At 73.8% G+C, this 13,226-nt stretch carries 13 protein-coding genes and 3 tRNA genes; 12 read left to right on the forward strand and 4 right to left on the reverse strand.

Annotation, left to right across the window (positions count from 1 at the left end; translation table 11 throughout):
* The first annotated feature begins 136 nt into the window (after positions 1 to 136).
* From serS to BFL37_RS11220, 11 genes are all read left to right on the forward strand, one after another.
* The gene (gene serS / locus BFL37_RS11170; protein WP_086515175.1) at positions 137 to 1,417 is read left to right on the forward strand and encodes a serine--tRNA ligase; all 1,281 of its coding nucleotides are present in this window, start codon (positions 137 to 139) and stop codon (positions 1,415 to 1,417) included.
* A complete protein-coding gene (locus BFL37_RS11175) occupies positions 1,414 to 2,235 on the forward strand; it encodes an HAD family hydrolase (RefSeq protein WP_086515176.1) in 822 nt (273 codons plus the stop codon). Before serS ends, BFL37_RS11175 begins: the two co-directional genes overlap by 4 nt.
* Positions 2,236 to 2,254: 19 nt before the next feature.
* On the forward strand, positions 2,255 to 3,319 hold the full coding sequence (locus BFL37_RS11180) for a zinc-dependent alcohol dehydrogenase (RefSeq protein WP_086515177.1): 1,065 nt from the start codon (positions 2,255 to 2,257) through the stop codon (positions 3,317 to 3,319).
* 196 nt (positions 3,320 to 3,515) lie between these two features.
* Positions 3,516 to 3,600 (forward strand) — tRNA-Ser (locus BFL37_RS11185).
* Between the two features lie 16 nt (positions 3,601 to 3,616).
* Positions 3,617 to 4,879: an LCP family protein gene (locus tag BFL37_RS11190; protein ID WP_086515178.1), complete on the forward strand. Its 1,263-nt coding sequence runs from the start codon at positions 3,617 to 3,619 to the stop codon at positions 4,877 to 4,879.
* 400 nt (positions 4,880 to 5,279) lie between these two features.
* Positions 5,280 to 5,371, forward strand: a tRNA-Ser gene (locus BFL37_RS11195).
* Between the two features lie 79 nt (positions 5,372 to 5,450).
* Positions 5,451 to 5,996 carry a hypothetical protein gene (locus tag BFL37_RS11200; protein ID WP_241533995.1) on the forward strand — a complete coding sequence of 182 codons (546 nt, stop codon included), beginning with the start codon at positions 5,451 to 5,453 and terminating at the stop codon, positions 5,994 to 5,996.
* Between the two features lie 64 nt (positions 5,997 to 6,060).
* Positions 6,061 to 7,137 (forward strand): LacI family DNA-binding transcriptional regulator, encoded by a 1,077-nt coding sequence (locus tag BFL37_RS11205; RefSeq protein ID WP_086515180.1) that lies wholly within the window; start codon positions 6,061 to 6,063, stop codon positions 7,135 to 7,137.
* 171 nt (positions 7,138 to 7,308) lie between these two features.
* Positions 7,309 to 8,007 (forward strand): ThuA domain-containing protein, encoded by a 699-nt coding sequence (locus BFL37_RS11210; RefSeq protein WP_086515181.1) that lies wholly within the window; start codon positions 7,309 to 7,311, stop codon positions 8,005 to 8,007.
* A gap of 17 nt (positions 8,008 to 8,024) precedes the next feature.
* The gene (locus BFL37_RS11215; RefSeq protein WP_086515331.1) at positions 8,025 to 9,101 is read left to right on the forward strand and encodes a Gfo/Idh/MocA family protein; all 1,077 of its coding nucleotides are present in this window, start codon (positions 8,025 to 8,027) and stop codon (positions 9,099 to 9,101) included.
* Between the two features lie 92 nt (positions 9,102 to 9,193).
* Entirely contained in the window at positions 9,194 to 9,538 is a 345-nt protein-coding gene (locus BFL37_RS11220; RefSeq protein ID WP_086515182.1) for a hypothetical protein, read from the forward strand.
* A 57-nt stretch (positions 9,539 to 9,595) separates the two neighbouring features.
* Here the strand turns inward: BFL37_RS11220 and BFL37_RS11225 are convergent, their stop codons facing one another.
* The gene (locus BFL37_RS11225; protein ID WP_086515183.1) at positions 9,596 to 10,951 is read right to left on the reverse strand and encodes an alpha-amylase family protein; all 1,356 of its coding nucleotides are present in this window, start codon (positions 10,949 to 10,951) and stop codon (positions 9,596 to 9,598) included.
* Positions 10,952 to 11,141: 190 nt separating this feature from the next.
* On the opposite strand from BFL37_RS11225, the gene BFL37_RS11230 reads away from it, so the two are divergent.
* Positions 11,142 to 11,214, forward strand: a tRNA-Arg gene (locus tag BFL37_RS11230).
* Between the two features lie 90 nt (positions 11,215 to 11,304).
* On the opposite strand, the gene BFL37_RS14630 is transcribed toward BFL37_RS11230, so the two are convergent.
* From BFL37_RS14630 to BFL37_RS11240, 3 genes are read right to left on the reverse strand one after another with little or no spacing between them, the layout of a single operon-like run.
* Positions 11,305 to 11,580 (reverse strand): response regulator transcription factor, encoded by a 276-nt coding sequence (locus BFL37_RS14630; RefSeq protein WP_193791027.1) that lies wholly within the window; start codon positions 11,578 to 11,580, stop codon positions 11,305 to 11,307.
* Entirely contained in the window at positions 11,577 to 12,659 is a 1,083-nt protein-coding gene (locus BFL37_RS14635; protein ID WP_193791028.1) for a hypothetical protein, read from the reverse strand. Before BFL37_RS14635 ends, BFL37_RS14630 begins: the two co-directional genes overlap by 4 nt.
* Complete coding sequence (locus BFL37_RS11240) at positions 12,656 to 13,072, reverse strand: PadR family transcriptional regulator (protein ID WP_086515185.1); 417 nt, start codon at positions 13,070 to 13,072, stop codon at positions 12,656 to 12,658. Before BFL37_RS11240 ends, BFL37_RS14635 begins: the two co-directional genes overlap by 4 nt.
* Between the last annotated feature and the right edge of the window lie 154 nt (positions 13,073 to 13,226).

A 13,226-nucleotide genomic window follows, 5' to 3' on the forward strand; every position in this document is an offset into this window, starting at 1 on the left:
CCTCTCCCCTCGGTCGCCGGGTCGGGTGCCCGGCGGGCGCGCTCGTGCGTCCCCTCCCGACCCTGGCCCGGTCGCGCGTCGGCGTCCGGGGGCTTGACGCCCGGCCGCCTCCGACCCGCTTCGTTAGAGTGACGGGGTGATCGATCCGCAGACCCTCCGCGACCATCCCGACCTCGTCATCGCCTCGCAGGAGCTGCGGGGTGCGTCCGTGGAGGTGGTCGACCAGGCGGTCGCCGCCGACTCCGAGCGCCGCCGGGCGATCACCGAGTTCGAGGGCCTGCGCGCCGAGCAGAACGCGCACGGCAAGCTCGTCGCGAAGGCGGACAAGGCCGACAAGCCGCGCCTCATCGCCGAGGTGCAGGAGCTGAAGGCCCGCGTCACCGCCGCGCAGGAGCGCGCGCAGGAGGCCGAGGCCGCGCTCGACGAGGCCATGCGCCGGATCCCGAACATCGTCGTCGACGGCGTCCCCGCGGGCGGCGAGGACGACTGGGCGCTCATCCGCGAGGTCGGCGAGAAGCCGACGTTCGACTTCGAGCCCCGCGACCACCTCGAGATCGGCGAGATCCTCGACGCCATCGACATGGGCCGCGGCGCCAAGGTGTCCGGCGCCCGCTTCCACTTCCTCAAGGGGATCGGCGCGCAGCTCGAGATCGCGCTCATGAACTTCGGCCTGGCCCGTGCGCTCGAGGCCGGCCTCGTGCCGCTCATCACGCCCACGCTCGTGAAGCCCGAGATCATGGCCGGCACCGGCTTCCTCGGGGCCCACGCCGACGAGGTCTACCGCCTCGACGACGACGACCTCTACCTCACGGGCACGAGCGAGGTGGCGCTCGCCGGGTACCACGCCGACGAGATCCTCGACCTGGCCGACGGCCCCGTCCGCTACGCCGGCTGGTCCACCTGCTATCGCAAGGAGGCGGGCTCCTACGGCAAGGACACCCGCGGCATCATCCGCGTGCACCAGTTCCAGAAGCTCGAGATGTTCTCCTACGTCGACCCCGCCGACGCGGAGGCCGAGCACGAGCGCCTCCTCGCCATGCAGGAGCGCATGATGCAGGACCTCGGCCTCTCCTACCGCGTCATCGACACGGCGGCGGGCGACCTCGGATCCAGCGCCGCCCGCAAGTACGACGTCGAGGCGTGGATCCCCACCCAGGACGCCTACCGCGAGCTCACCTCCACCTCGAACTGCACGACGTTCCAGGCCCGCCGCCTCGGCACGCGCTTCCGCGGCGAGGACGGCCGCACCTCGCCCGTCGCGACGCTCAACGGCACGCTCGCCACCACGCGGTGGATCGTCGCCATCCTCGAGACCCACCAGCAGGAGGACGGCTCGGTGCGCGTGCCCGAGGCGCTGCGCCCCTACCTCGGCGGCCTCGAGACGCTGACGCCCGCCACGGCGAAGGCCGCCCGATGACCCCGCGCGTGACCGACGCCGACCGCCTCCTCATCGCCCTCGACATCGACGGCACCCTCCTCGGCGAGGACGGCTCGCTCGACGAGTCCGTCATCCGCGAGGTGCGGCGGATGGAGGAGATCGGCCACCTGGTCATGCCCTCCACCGGCCGCTCGGTGGCCGACACCCTGCCGATCGTCGACCGCCTGGGCATCCACCCGCGGTACATGGTGTGCTCGAACGGCGCCATCGTCCTCGAGCGCGACGCGGACGCCCCCACCGGGTACAGCCGCCGCTTCGTCGAGACCTTCGACCCGGCCGACGTGCTGCAGAGGATCCGCCCGCACCTCGCGAGCGGCCGCTACGCCGTCGAGGACGAGGAGGGCGTGTACCTCTGCTCCGGTGGCGACTTCCCCGCGGGCGTGCTCGAGGCCAACGGCCGCCACGTCGAGTTCGAGGAGCTCCTGCACGTGCCCGCGACGCGCGTCGTCGTCATCTCGCCCGGCCACGACCTGGAGGACTTCCAGGACGTCGTCGAGCGCATGGGCCTGCACCGCGTGAGCTACTCCATCGGCTGGACGGCCTGGCTCGACATCGCGCCCGACGGCGTGAACAAGGCCACCGCGATGGAGCGCGTGCGCGAGCTGCACGGGATCCCCCGCACGCGCGTCATCGCCATGGGCGACGGCCGCAACGACATCGAGATGCTGGAGTGGGCCGGCGAGCACGGCCGCGGCATCGCGATGGGCCAGGCGCCCGCCGAGGTCATCGCGGTCGCCAGCGAGGTCACGGGTCCCATCACCGAGAACGGCGCGGCCGCGGTCCTCGCCCGCCTCTGACGCGCGCGAGGATGGAGGCATGACCCGTACCGGCCCCTCCGCGATCACCGCCCGCTACGCCGTCGTCGACGGCGACCGCTCCCTCGCCTTCCACGAGGAGGAGGTGGGGGAGCCCGCGCCCGACCAGGTCGTCGTCCGGATCCGCTACACCGGCGTGTGCGCCACCGACACCCACGCGTGGGCCGCGGCCGGCTTCGTCCCCGCCGCCGTGTTCGGGCACGAGTGGACCGGCACGGTCGTCCGCGCGGGCGCCGACGTGACCTCGGTCGCCGAGGGCGACCGCGTGGTCGCCGGCGTGGGCCCCGCCTGCGGCACCTGCGCCATGTGCCGCGCCGGCCACGGCGACACCTGCGACACGGCCTTCGCGGAGGCCAACGGGATCTCCGACGGCGCGCCCGCCCACGGCGCCTTCGCCACGCACGTCAGGGTCTCGGCGCGCCGCGTCGTGCGTGCCCTCGACGGCCTCACGGACGAGCAGCTCGGCCTCGTCGAGCCGACCGCCGTGACCTTCCACGCCGTCCGGCGCGCGGGCCAGGGCCTGGGCGACGTCGTCGTCGTGCAGGGCGCCGGGCCGATCGGGCTCCTCACCGCGCAGCACGCGCGCCACGCGGGCGCGGGCGTCGTCGTGGTCGTCGAGCCGTCCGACGCGCGCCGCCGGGCCGCGACGGAGCTCGGCTTCGCCGAGGTCCACGAGCCCGGGCAGGGGTTCCGCGACCGGCTCCTCGAGCTGACCGACGGCCTCGGCGCCGACGTGCTCTACGAGTGCACGGGCGCCGCCGCCCTTCTCCAGCCGAGCGCCGAGCTGGTCAGGCGCGGCGGCACGCTCGCGCTCCTCGGCTACCCGATGGCCGCGTCCGAGGTGTCGTACGGCGACTGGCAGAGCCGCGAGCTCACGGTCGTCGGATCCCTCGCGTACACGCACGGCGACTTCCTCGGCGCGATGCGCGCCCTCGCCGACGGCTCCGTCGACGTGGTGCCGCTCGTGACGGGGATCCTCTCCCTCGACGAGCTGCCGGCCCTCCTCGCCGAGCTCGACGGGGGCAGCACGCGGCACGCCAAGGCCCTCATCGAGCCCGGTCGCTGACACCGCGGGCTGCCCGCCTCTGACGCGCGGCGGCGACCGATTCCCCACCTGGGGAGAGTTCAGCCCGCTCTGATCCCCCGCGTGCGAGAGTGGCGCCTCCCGCGCGGTCACCCGGCCGCACCACCGCGGGCCGACCGGCCACCGGTAGGATCCTGATCGATCGCACGTCGCCCGCCACGCGGGAGCGCGCGCATCGGGAGGGCTGTCCGAGCGGCCGATGGAGCCAGTCTTGAAAACTGGTGGGCAGAGATGTCTCGTGGGTTCGAATCCCACGCCCTCCGCCCGGAGAGGATCCGCATGAGCGACGCGCCCCTGCGCCCCCGAGGAGCCGCGAAGGTCCCCGTCATCGCCCGCCACGGTCGGCTGCGCAAGGCGACGGCGACCCGGGCCCTGCTGAAGGGCACCGCGATGGCGCTCGCCGTGCTGGCGGTCAGCGGCTTCTCCGTCGTCACCATCGCCGCGTGGGACCTCAACAGGTCCGTCCAGGCGAACACCGTCGACATCAGCGACGGCACCGAGCAGACCACGGTCGGAGTCGGCGCGCTCGACGGCGGCTTCAACGTGCTGCTCGCCGGATCCGACACCCGCCAGGGGCAGGGTGACGGCTACGGCAAGACCGACGGCGCGCTCAACGACGTGAACATGGTGCTGCACGTCTCGGCCGACCACTCGCAGGCCACCGTCGTCAGCCTGCCGCGCGACATGGTCGTGCCCATCCCCGCCTGCGAGCGCAGCGACGGATCCGGCACCGCACCGGCCATGTCCGCGGCGCCGCTCAACTCGGCGCTCTCCGACGGCGGCCTGCCGTGCGTCGCGAAGACCGTGGCGCAGTTCACCGGCCTCGACATCCCGTACGCCGCGCTCATCGAGTTCAACGGCGTCATCGAGATGTCCAACGCCGTGGGCGGCGTGCCCGTGTGCCTCGCGAGCCCGCTCAAGGACAAGCGCACCGACCTCGACCTCCCGGCCGGCGAGAACACGCTGCAGGGCAAGGAGGCGCTCCAGTTCCTCCGCACGCGCCACGCGGTCGGCGACGGCAGCGACCTGGCCCGCATCAGCAACCAGCAGGTGTTCCTGTCGGCGCTCGTGCGCACCATGAAGCAGTCGAGCACGCTCTCGGATCCCACGCGCGTCTACGGCCTCGCGAAGGCCGCGGTCGACAACATGCAGCGCTCCACGTCGCTCGACTACCAGACCATGGCCTCCATGGCGCTGGCGCTGAAGGACATCCCGCTCGACCAGGTGCGGTTCCTGCAGTACCCCGGCACGACGGCGGGCACCGGCGTCTACGCCGGCAAGGTCCAGCCGCTGAAGGCCGACGGCGACCAGCTCATGCAGCTGCTGAAGGCCGACGCCCCGTTCGAGGTCAAGGCGGGCAACACGGGTCTCGGCGCGGTGGCGGAGCAGCCGGCTGCGCCGACCCCGGCCCCGTCGGCATCGCCCAGCGCCCCCGCGGCGGACGGCGGATCCCAGCCGGCGCCCTCGGCGCCCACGGTGCTTCCCGAGGCGATCACGGGCACGGACGCGGGCACGGTCACGTGCTCGAAGGCGTTCGGGTGATGCGCGGCACCGGATCCCGATGAGGGCGACGGGACCCCGCCGCACACCCTATGCAGCGGGGACCCGTCTATCTCGTTCAGCTTTCGACCCGAATCCTCCGCCGGACGAGAATCTCGTGTTCTCGCCCACGGGGGGCTCGCGACGTCGTCGCGTGCGTGAGGGTGAGCGGCGCCGGTTCGGGGGATCCGGGGCCGCGGCCACGTGGGCGAGCGGGACATCTCTGGGCTGACACAGCGACACGCGCGGGGTAAGCCGGTCGGGTCCGGCACACGCGTCGACACCGACACTACGTGTCCGTCGAATGGGGGACAACCGCGCCGCACCCCCCGTTCGGGCGCGTACCCCGGTGGGCGGGGATGTGAGCATGCCGCCGCGTCCGGTACAGTGGACGGGAACGTCTGGAGACGTCGCATAGTTCGGCCTAGTGCACCACCCTGCTAAGGTGGAGTACCCGTATGGGTACCGTGGGTTCAAATCCCACCGTCTCCGCCATCTCCTCCCGGTCCGTCACCGGTCCCCGCGCTCGCCGGCCATGGCCCAGGTGGGCGTCCCGGACCGATACGCTCCTCGGATGGATCGCCAGATGCTCGACCAGCTGTCGACGGGCCGTTCTCGGCGCGACGTGCAGGCCATCCGCGACACGCTCTCCGCGCTGTCGCCCGGGGGCGTGGTGAGCGTCGTCATCCGCTCGCCGCGCTACGGGCTGTACGCCGTAGACGGCGCGGTGCGGACGGGCGCGAACGGCCAGCTGTCGGTCGCGGACACCTCGCTCAGCGCCGCGGGCGAGATCCAGGGCCTCGCTCCGAGGGCCGCGGACGAGGGAGCGACCCCGACGGAGCTGCCCTCCTCGGTGGCGGGCCTCGCCCATGGCGTCGCGGTGCGCGTGACGTTCGACGAGCCCGCCTACGGCCCGTTCCACGTCACGGGTCCGCTCACCGCGGGCGACGACGCGTTCCTGCTGGTCGGCAACTGGATCGTCGTCGACGGCGACCGGTTCGCCCCGCGGGTCGTCGGCGTCGAGGTCGCCGACGATCTCGAGGTCCATCCCGCCAACGTCCCTCCGAAGCGGCCGTCGGCCGAGGACCCGGGCGCGCCGGTGCCCGGGCTCGCCGCCTAGCTCCGCGAGGGCCGCGAGGGCCGGGGCGTCGTCGCCGGGCTCGACCCGGCCTAGCATCACCCCCATGAGCGACACGTTTCCCGACGCGCCACGGCCGCCGGATCCCGACCACGGCTCGGGCACCACGCTCGGCCTCATCGCGCGCGAGGCGAACGTGTCGATCGGCACGGTCAGCAAGGTCCTCAACGGCCGCAAGGGCATCTCGCCCGCCACCCGCGCGCGCGTCGAGGAGCTGATGGAGCTCCACGGCTACAGCCGTCGCGGGGCCGAGCGGCCGCACGGCGCGCTGCTGGAGATCGTGCTCGAGGTCGTCGACACGGGCTTCTCCGTCGACCTGCTGCGCGGGGTGTCGGCCGTCGCGCGCGAGCACGCGCTGAGCGTCATCGTCACGGAGCACGGGCGCGACACCGCGCTCGACGGCGACTGGATGGCGGGCGTCATGCAGCGCCGGCCCATGGGCCTCGTCCTCGTCTTCTCCGACCTCGCGCCCGCGCAGAAGCGGCAGCTGCGCAGCCGCGGCATCCCGTTCGTGGTGGTGGATCCCGCGGGGTCGCCCGCCGCGGACGTGCCCGCCGTCGGATCCACCAACTGGGAGGGCGGCCACGCCGCGGGGGAGCACCTGCTGGGGCTCGGGCACACCCGCATCGGCGCGATCAGCGGCCCGCCGCACCGCCTCTACTCGCGCGCCCGCATGTCCGGGTTCCGCAGCGCGCTCGAGGCGGCGGGACCCGCGGTCTCGCTCGTCGAGGTCGAGGGCGACTTCGGCCGCACCGCCGGGTACCGCGCGGGCGGCGAGCTGCTCGACGCCGCCGAGCGCCCGACCGCGATCTTCGCCGGCAACGACGAGCAGGCGCTCGGGCTGTACGAGGCGGCGCGCGAGCGGGGGATCCGCATCCCCGACGACCTGTCCGTGCTCGGCTACGACGACCTCCCCTTCGCCCGCATCGTCTCGCCCGCGCTGAGCACGGTGCGCCAGCCGGTGCGCGAGATGGCGGAGGCGGCGGCGCGCATGGTGCTCAGGATCCGCGAGGGGCGCAGCGACGAGCCCACGCGCCTCGACCTCGCGACGGCGCTCGTGGTGCGCGCCAGCACCGCGCCGCCCGCCGACGCGGCGACGGGCACCGTGTCGTCGGCCGAGTGAAACGTTTCGGATCGCGCGCACCCTGCTTGCCCCGGCCGACCGGCGGTGCGTAGCGTTCGACGCGTGCCCGGCGGTCGTCCGGGCGCTCCCGACGAAGGAGTCGCACGTGACGCAGATCCCCCGCACGCCCGCCCGCCCGCACCGCGGTCGCCCGACCGGGACGGCGCTCGCGTGACCGCCGCCCGCCAGGCCCTCGTAGTCCGCGGCGGCTGGGACGGCCACATGCCCGTCGAGACCACGGGCCTGTTCATCCCGTTCCTCGAGGAGAACGGCTTCGAGGTCCGGGTCGAGGACGGTTCGGCCGTCTACGCCGACGCCGACGTCATGGCCGCGACCGACCTCATCGTGCAGGCCAACACCATGACGACCATCGAGCCGGAGGAGATGGCAGGCCTCCGCGCGGCCGTCATCGCCGGCACCGGCATGGCCGGCTGGCACGGCGGCATCGCCGACTCGTACCGGAACACGGCCGACTACCTGCACATGATCGGCGGCCAGTTCGCCCACCACGCCGGCAAGGACCCCGCCGAGCGCACCGGCGAGCAGTCCGACAACTACATCCCGTACACGGTCGAGATGACCGAGCTCGGGCGCACGCACGAGATCACGCAGGGGATCGCCGACTTCGACCTCGTGACCGAGCAGTACTGGGTCCTCAGCGACGAGTACAACGACGTCCTCGCGACCACGACGCAGACCGTGCGGCCGTGGGATCCGTGGCACCGCCCGGTCACCGCGCCCGCCATCTGGACCCGCCAGTGGGGCGAGGGCCGCATCTTCGTCTCCGCCCCCGGCCACCGCATCGAGGTCGTCGAGGACCCGAACGTCCGCACCATCATCGAGAGGGGCCTCCTGTGGGCAGCACGCTGAAGCACGACGACGACGCGATGACCCTCGGGATCATCGGCGTCGGGAAGATCAGCGAGCAGTACTTCGCCGCGTTCGAGACGCTGCCGGGCGTGCGGCTCGTGGCCGTCGCCGACCTCGACCTCGACCGCGCGCGCACGGTCGCCGAGGCCCAGGGCGTGGACGCGCTCAGCGTCGACGACCTGATCGCCGACCCGCGCATCGACGCGGTGCTCAACCTCACCATCCCCGCCGCGCACGCCGAGGTGGACCTCCGGGTGCTCGAGGCGGGCAAGCACGTCTACGGCGAGAAGCCGCTCGCGCTCAGCCCCGAGGAGGCCGAGCCGATCCTGCGGCTGGCGGAGGAGAAGGGTCTCCGCGTCGGATCCGCGCCCGACACCGTGCTCGGCACCGGGATCCAGACCGCGCGCGCCGTGCTCGACGCCGGCACGATCGGCCGACCGGTCGCCGCGAACGCCTTCTGGGGCGCGCCCGGCCACGAGCTCTGGCACCCGGCTCCCGCCTTCTACTACCAGCCGGGGGCCGGACCCCTCTTCGACATGGGTCCGTACTACCTGACGGCGCTCGTGACGCTGCTCGGCCCGATCACGCGCGTGCAGGGCGCCTCGCTGCGGTCCGACCGCGTGCGCTCCGCCGCCTCCGACCCGGAGGCCCGCGAGATCCCCGTCACCGTCGACACGCACGTGAGCGCCGTGCTCACGCACGCGTCGGGCGCGGTGTCCACCGTGACCATGAGCTTCGACATCTGGGCCACGCGGATCCCGAACATCGAGGTCTACGGCACGGCCGGCACGCTCTCCGTGCCGGACCCCAACCACTTCTCCGGGCAGGTGCAGGTCGCCACGTCCGAGAACCGGGAGTGGACCGACGTCGAGCCGAGCGCCGGCTTCGTCGACGCGGGCCGCGGCTGCGGGCTGGCGGAGATGGCCGACGCCATCCGTCGCGGCGTGCCGCACCGGGCGTCCGGCGAGCTCGCGTTCCACGTGCTCGAGGTCATGGACGCGATCCTCGACCCCGACGCGACGGGTGAGATCCGGAGCACCGTGGAGCGCCCGGAGGCCGTCACGCTGGGGCAGCCGGGACGCTCCGGGGACTGATCCCGAGGTCGTCCGCGATCAGGTAGTGGGCAGCCTTCCACAACCCCGGTCGACCGCCGTTCCCGAGGCCCCCGGCGGACTAGCCTGACGCCGTGACCCGCCACTTCTCGCAGTTCCTCTTCGCGCCGTACGGCGACGGAGAGGGACTGCGCGCGGTCGAGGAGGGCGAGGGAGACGAACGGTTCCTCGGCGTCGATGAGCCCGGGGAGCCGCAGGCGGACGCCACCGATCCCGCCTCCTGGCCCGCGCTCACGGCCGTCGAGTGGCCGCTCACGCACCGGCCGTTCGACGACGACGACGAGCCGGAGATCGCGGACGGCCACTTCGCGCCCGCGGACGAGGATCCGGACGCCGAGGCGCAGGAGGAGGCCGCGGCGCACGCCGCCCGCGCCGCGCTCCTCGCCGAGGTCTACGGCTGGCCCCACCGCGCCATCTGACGCGGGTGAGGCCGCGCTCCGGGCGCGCGGGCGCCCGCCGAGCGCCGCAAGCCGTGCCTACGCGCCGGCGAGCACCGCCCACGAGTGGCCGGGCACGCGGCCGTCGCCGCCCACGTCGCCCGCCTCGCGGCCGTCGGTCGACCCGGCGACCTCCACCGGCTCGTCCCCGAGGTTGAGCACGAGCCGCAGGGCCTCCGGCGATCCGGGCGCGACGCCGCCGGCCGCTCCCGTCCCCGAGGGGCGCAGCGTGATCGTGAGCGCGGTGTTGGTCAGGCCGGACGTCTCCAGGCGCGCGTCGACCAGCCAGGCGTGCCGGCGCCGGAGGCCCACGAGCTCCTGGTGGAGGCTGCGGATCCGCGCGGCCCCGTCGTCGTCGTGCAGCTCCTCGGGCGAGGCCGGGTACTCGGGGCGCACGGCGTCGTCGCCGCCCGCGCGGTCCTCCTTCACGCCCGTCAGGCCGCGCTCGTCGCCCGCGTAGATCGAGGGGATGCCGGGGAGGAGGAAGAGGAGGGCGGTCGCGTGGCCGAGGTGGCGGGGATCCACCGCGGAGGCGATGCGCGTCACGTCGTGGTTGCCCACGAACGTCTGCGGCGTGAACGACGGCAGCAGCTCGGCATGGCGCGTGAGCGTCCAGTCGAGCTCGAAGAGGTTGAGCTCCGCGATGGAGTTGCGGACCGACTTCCACAGCTCGTAGGCCGTGATCGAGTCGATGGTCGACTCGGCCCGGTAGCCGACGTAGTCGCCGTGGATCATCTCGCCGACGAACCACGCGTCGGGGTGGCGCTCGCGGACGCGGGGCAGCACGGTCGCCCAGAACGACGCGGGGACGGCGTAGGCGGCGTCGAGGCGCCAGCCGGAGACGCCGCGGTCGAGCCAGTGGATCATCACCTCGGCGACGTGCGCGCGCACCGCCTCGGAGTCGTGGTCGAGCGTGACGAGGGCGGCGTGGCCCTCGAAGCCGACGGGCTCGCCGGCCTCGTCCCAGCGGAACCAGGACGCCGCCTCGGATCCCGGCCCGTCGGCGAGCGCCCGCACGAACATGGGGTGGCTGCGGCCGACGTGGTTGAAGACGCCGTCGAGGAGCACGCGCACGCCGCGCGCGGAGGCGTCGGCCACCAGGGCGTCGAGGTCGGCGTCGTCGCCGAGCCGCGGATCCACGGTCAGGTGGTCGCGGGTGTCGTAGCCGTGCGTCTCGGAGTCGAAGACCGGGCCGAGGAGCAGGCCGTTGGCGCCGAGGTCGACGAGGTACGGGAGCCAGGCGCGGAGGCGGTCGAGGCGGTGCTCCGGCGCCGCGTCCGGGCTGGCGGAGGAGGAGCCGTCGGGCCCGGCGAGGTCCTCGCGGGTCTGCGGCGCGCCCGTGAAGCCGAGCGGGTAGACGTGCCACCAGACGACGTGATCGGTCCAGGATGCCAAGGGTCGCTCCTCGCGGTTCGGGTCGATCCAGCCTAATGAGCGGGGGTCGGGGCGGCCGGCAGCCGGGCTCCCTCGGACAGCGGCAGGGTCGCGGCGGGCGGTCCACGGCGCGGATTCGCGGGGCGGCCCCGCAGCATGTAGTCTGTCTCCCGGCCTGATCGCCGCTCGCGGAGATCATCGCCGCACGACTGCGCCCGTAGCTCAACGGATAGAGCATCTGACTACGGATCAGAAGGTTGGGGGTTCGAATCCCTCCGGGCGCACAGCATCCTCCGGATGCGCACCTCTGGTTGAGACAGAGTGAGACGGCCCGCCACTGGCGGGCCGTTCTCGTCTCCCGCGTGGCGTCCCCGTCAGCGCGTCGTCGCGAGCGGCTCCACCACGCCGTTCTCGTACGCCCAGATCGTCGCGTGCAGGCGGTCGCGCACGCCGAGCTTGTCGAGCGTGCGGCTCACGTGCGTCTTCACGGTCGTGGGCGCGAGGAACAGGCGGCCGGCGATCTCCGCGTTCGAGAGGCCGCGCGCCACGAGCACGAGGATCTCCCGCTCGCGCGCCGTCAGCCGCCCGAGCTCCGCGGCGACGCCGCCGGTGCCGCGGGTCGGGCGACCGTGGTCGAGGAGCGCGCTCACGGGGCCGGCTCCTCGGCGGGAGCGGGCGAGGGCGCGGACGTCTCGGCCGGCGGCGACGCATCCGGTGCGACGGGCGGCGACGGCGTCGGGGTCGTCCCGGGATCCGGGTCGAGCGGCAGGGCCTTCGCGAACGGCGGGCGCACCACCGTCTGGCTGCCGTCGATCGTCCCGGTCACGAGGGCGGCGTCCGCGCCGCCGAGGGGGAAGACGTTCCATGCTCCGTCGGCGGGGGTGACCGGCTCGCCCGTCGCGGGATCGATGGCCGCGCCTTCCGTCGCGTAGGAGCCGATGGTCGTCAGCGGCTCGCCGTCCTGGTCGAACAGCTGCACGCGATCGAGGAGGTCCCCCTCCGCGTCGTACGCGAAGAGGTTGGTGACCTGCTTGCCGTCGAGGAGGAGACCCGGCTGCTCGTAGCTCGTCCCGTACGAGGACTCGTCGACGTACCCGGCCTCGGTCCCGTTCGTGATGGCGAGGGGGATGAGCACCAGGAGCGCGAGGGCGGTGGCGGCGCTGACCACCGCTCGGGTCGTCCGCATGATCGGGTTCGGGGCCCACCGGCCGCGGCCCCACTGGATGCTGACGGCGGTGATGCCGATGAGCAGCAGCCACCCGATCGGACCGCCCGGGATCAGCTCGAAGCCGCCGGCGCTCCCGAACAGCACGGTGAGCGCGAGCACCGCGCACTGGTACCCCGCCCACGCCCGCAGCAGCCACCACACGGGGCGGAAGGTGAGGAGGAGATCCAGGATCGCGGAGAGCTCGCGGTTCGCGCGCACGGTGCTCAGCGTCTGGCGCCCGGTCTCCTCGATGCGCTGCCGCAGCAGGGCGACCGGCGAGGCGGTCGACGTCTCCGTGACGCGCTCCGGCAGCCCCGCCGAGCTGCGCAGCTCGTCCGCGTAGCGCGCGGGGTCGCCGAGCTCGAGGGCGCCGTTGTGATCCGCGGCCTCCTCCTGCAGGTCGGCCTCGAGCCCGCCCGTGAGGTCGTCGACGTCCTCCGGGTCGAGGTCGGCGAGCCGGGCGCGGACGGCGGCCGCGAAGGCCTGGATGCGGGTGTCGAGGGTGGGGTCTGCGGTGTTCACGGCTTTTCTCCGATCGTGCGGACGTTCACGGATGCGGGCACGGGGCCCTCGCCGGTGCCGCCGGCCTTCCGGGTGCGGGGGGTCGGCGCGGGAGACGGCTCGCCGAGGAGCCCGCTCATGGCCGTGGCGAAGGCGGCCCAGGTGGCGCGCTGCCCGGCGAGCAGCTCGCGGCCCTCGGGGTTGATGGCGTAGTACTTCCGGTGCGGTCCGCCCTCGGACGGCACCACGTAGCTCGAGAGCGCGCCGGCCGCGTAGAGGCGGCGGAGCGTGCCGTAGACGGAGGCGTCGCCCACGTCGCCGAGGCCGGCGTCGCGGAGGCGCCGGACGATGTCGTAGCCGTACCCGTCGTCGTGCTGCACCACGGCGAGCACCGCGGTGTCGAGCGCGCCCTTGAGCAGCTGCGTGGTGTCCATCAGTCGGCCTCTCTCATGCGTCGCACAGTATCACGCACTGCGCGGTAGCTCGGAGTGCCGGGCAGGGCGGCGTGTCCGGCGTCGGCGGCCCACGTGCTCGCGTGCGCCGCCCCCCGCCCTCGTGCGCGCGATGGGCCCGGTGCTACCGTCGGGC

It is taken from the genome of Clavibacter michiganensis (assembly GCF_002151125.1).
Taxonomy (GTDB): Bacteria; Actinomycetota; Actinomycetes; order Actinomycetales; family Microbacteriaceae; genus Clavibacter; species Clavibacter michiganensis_C.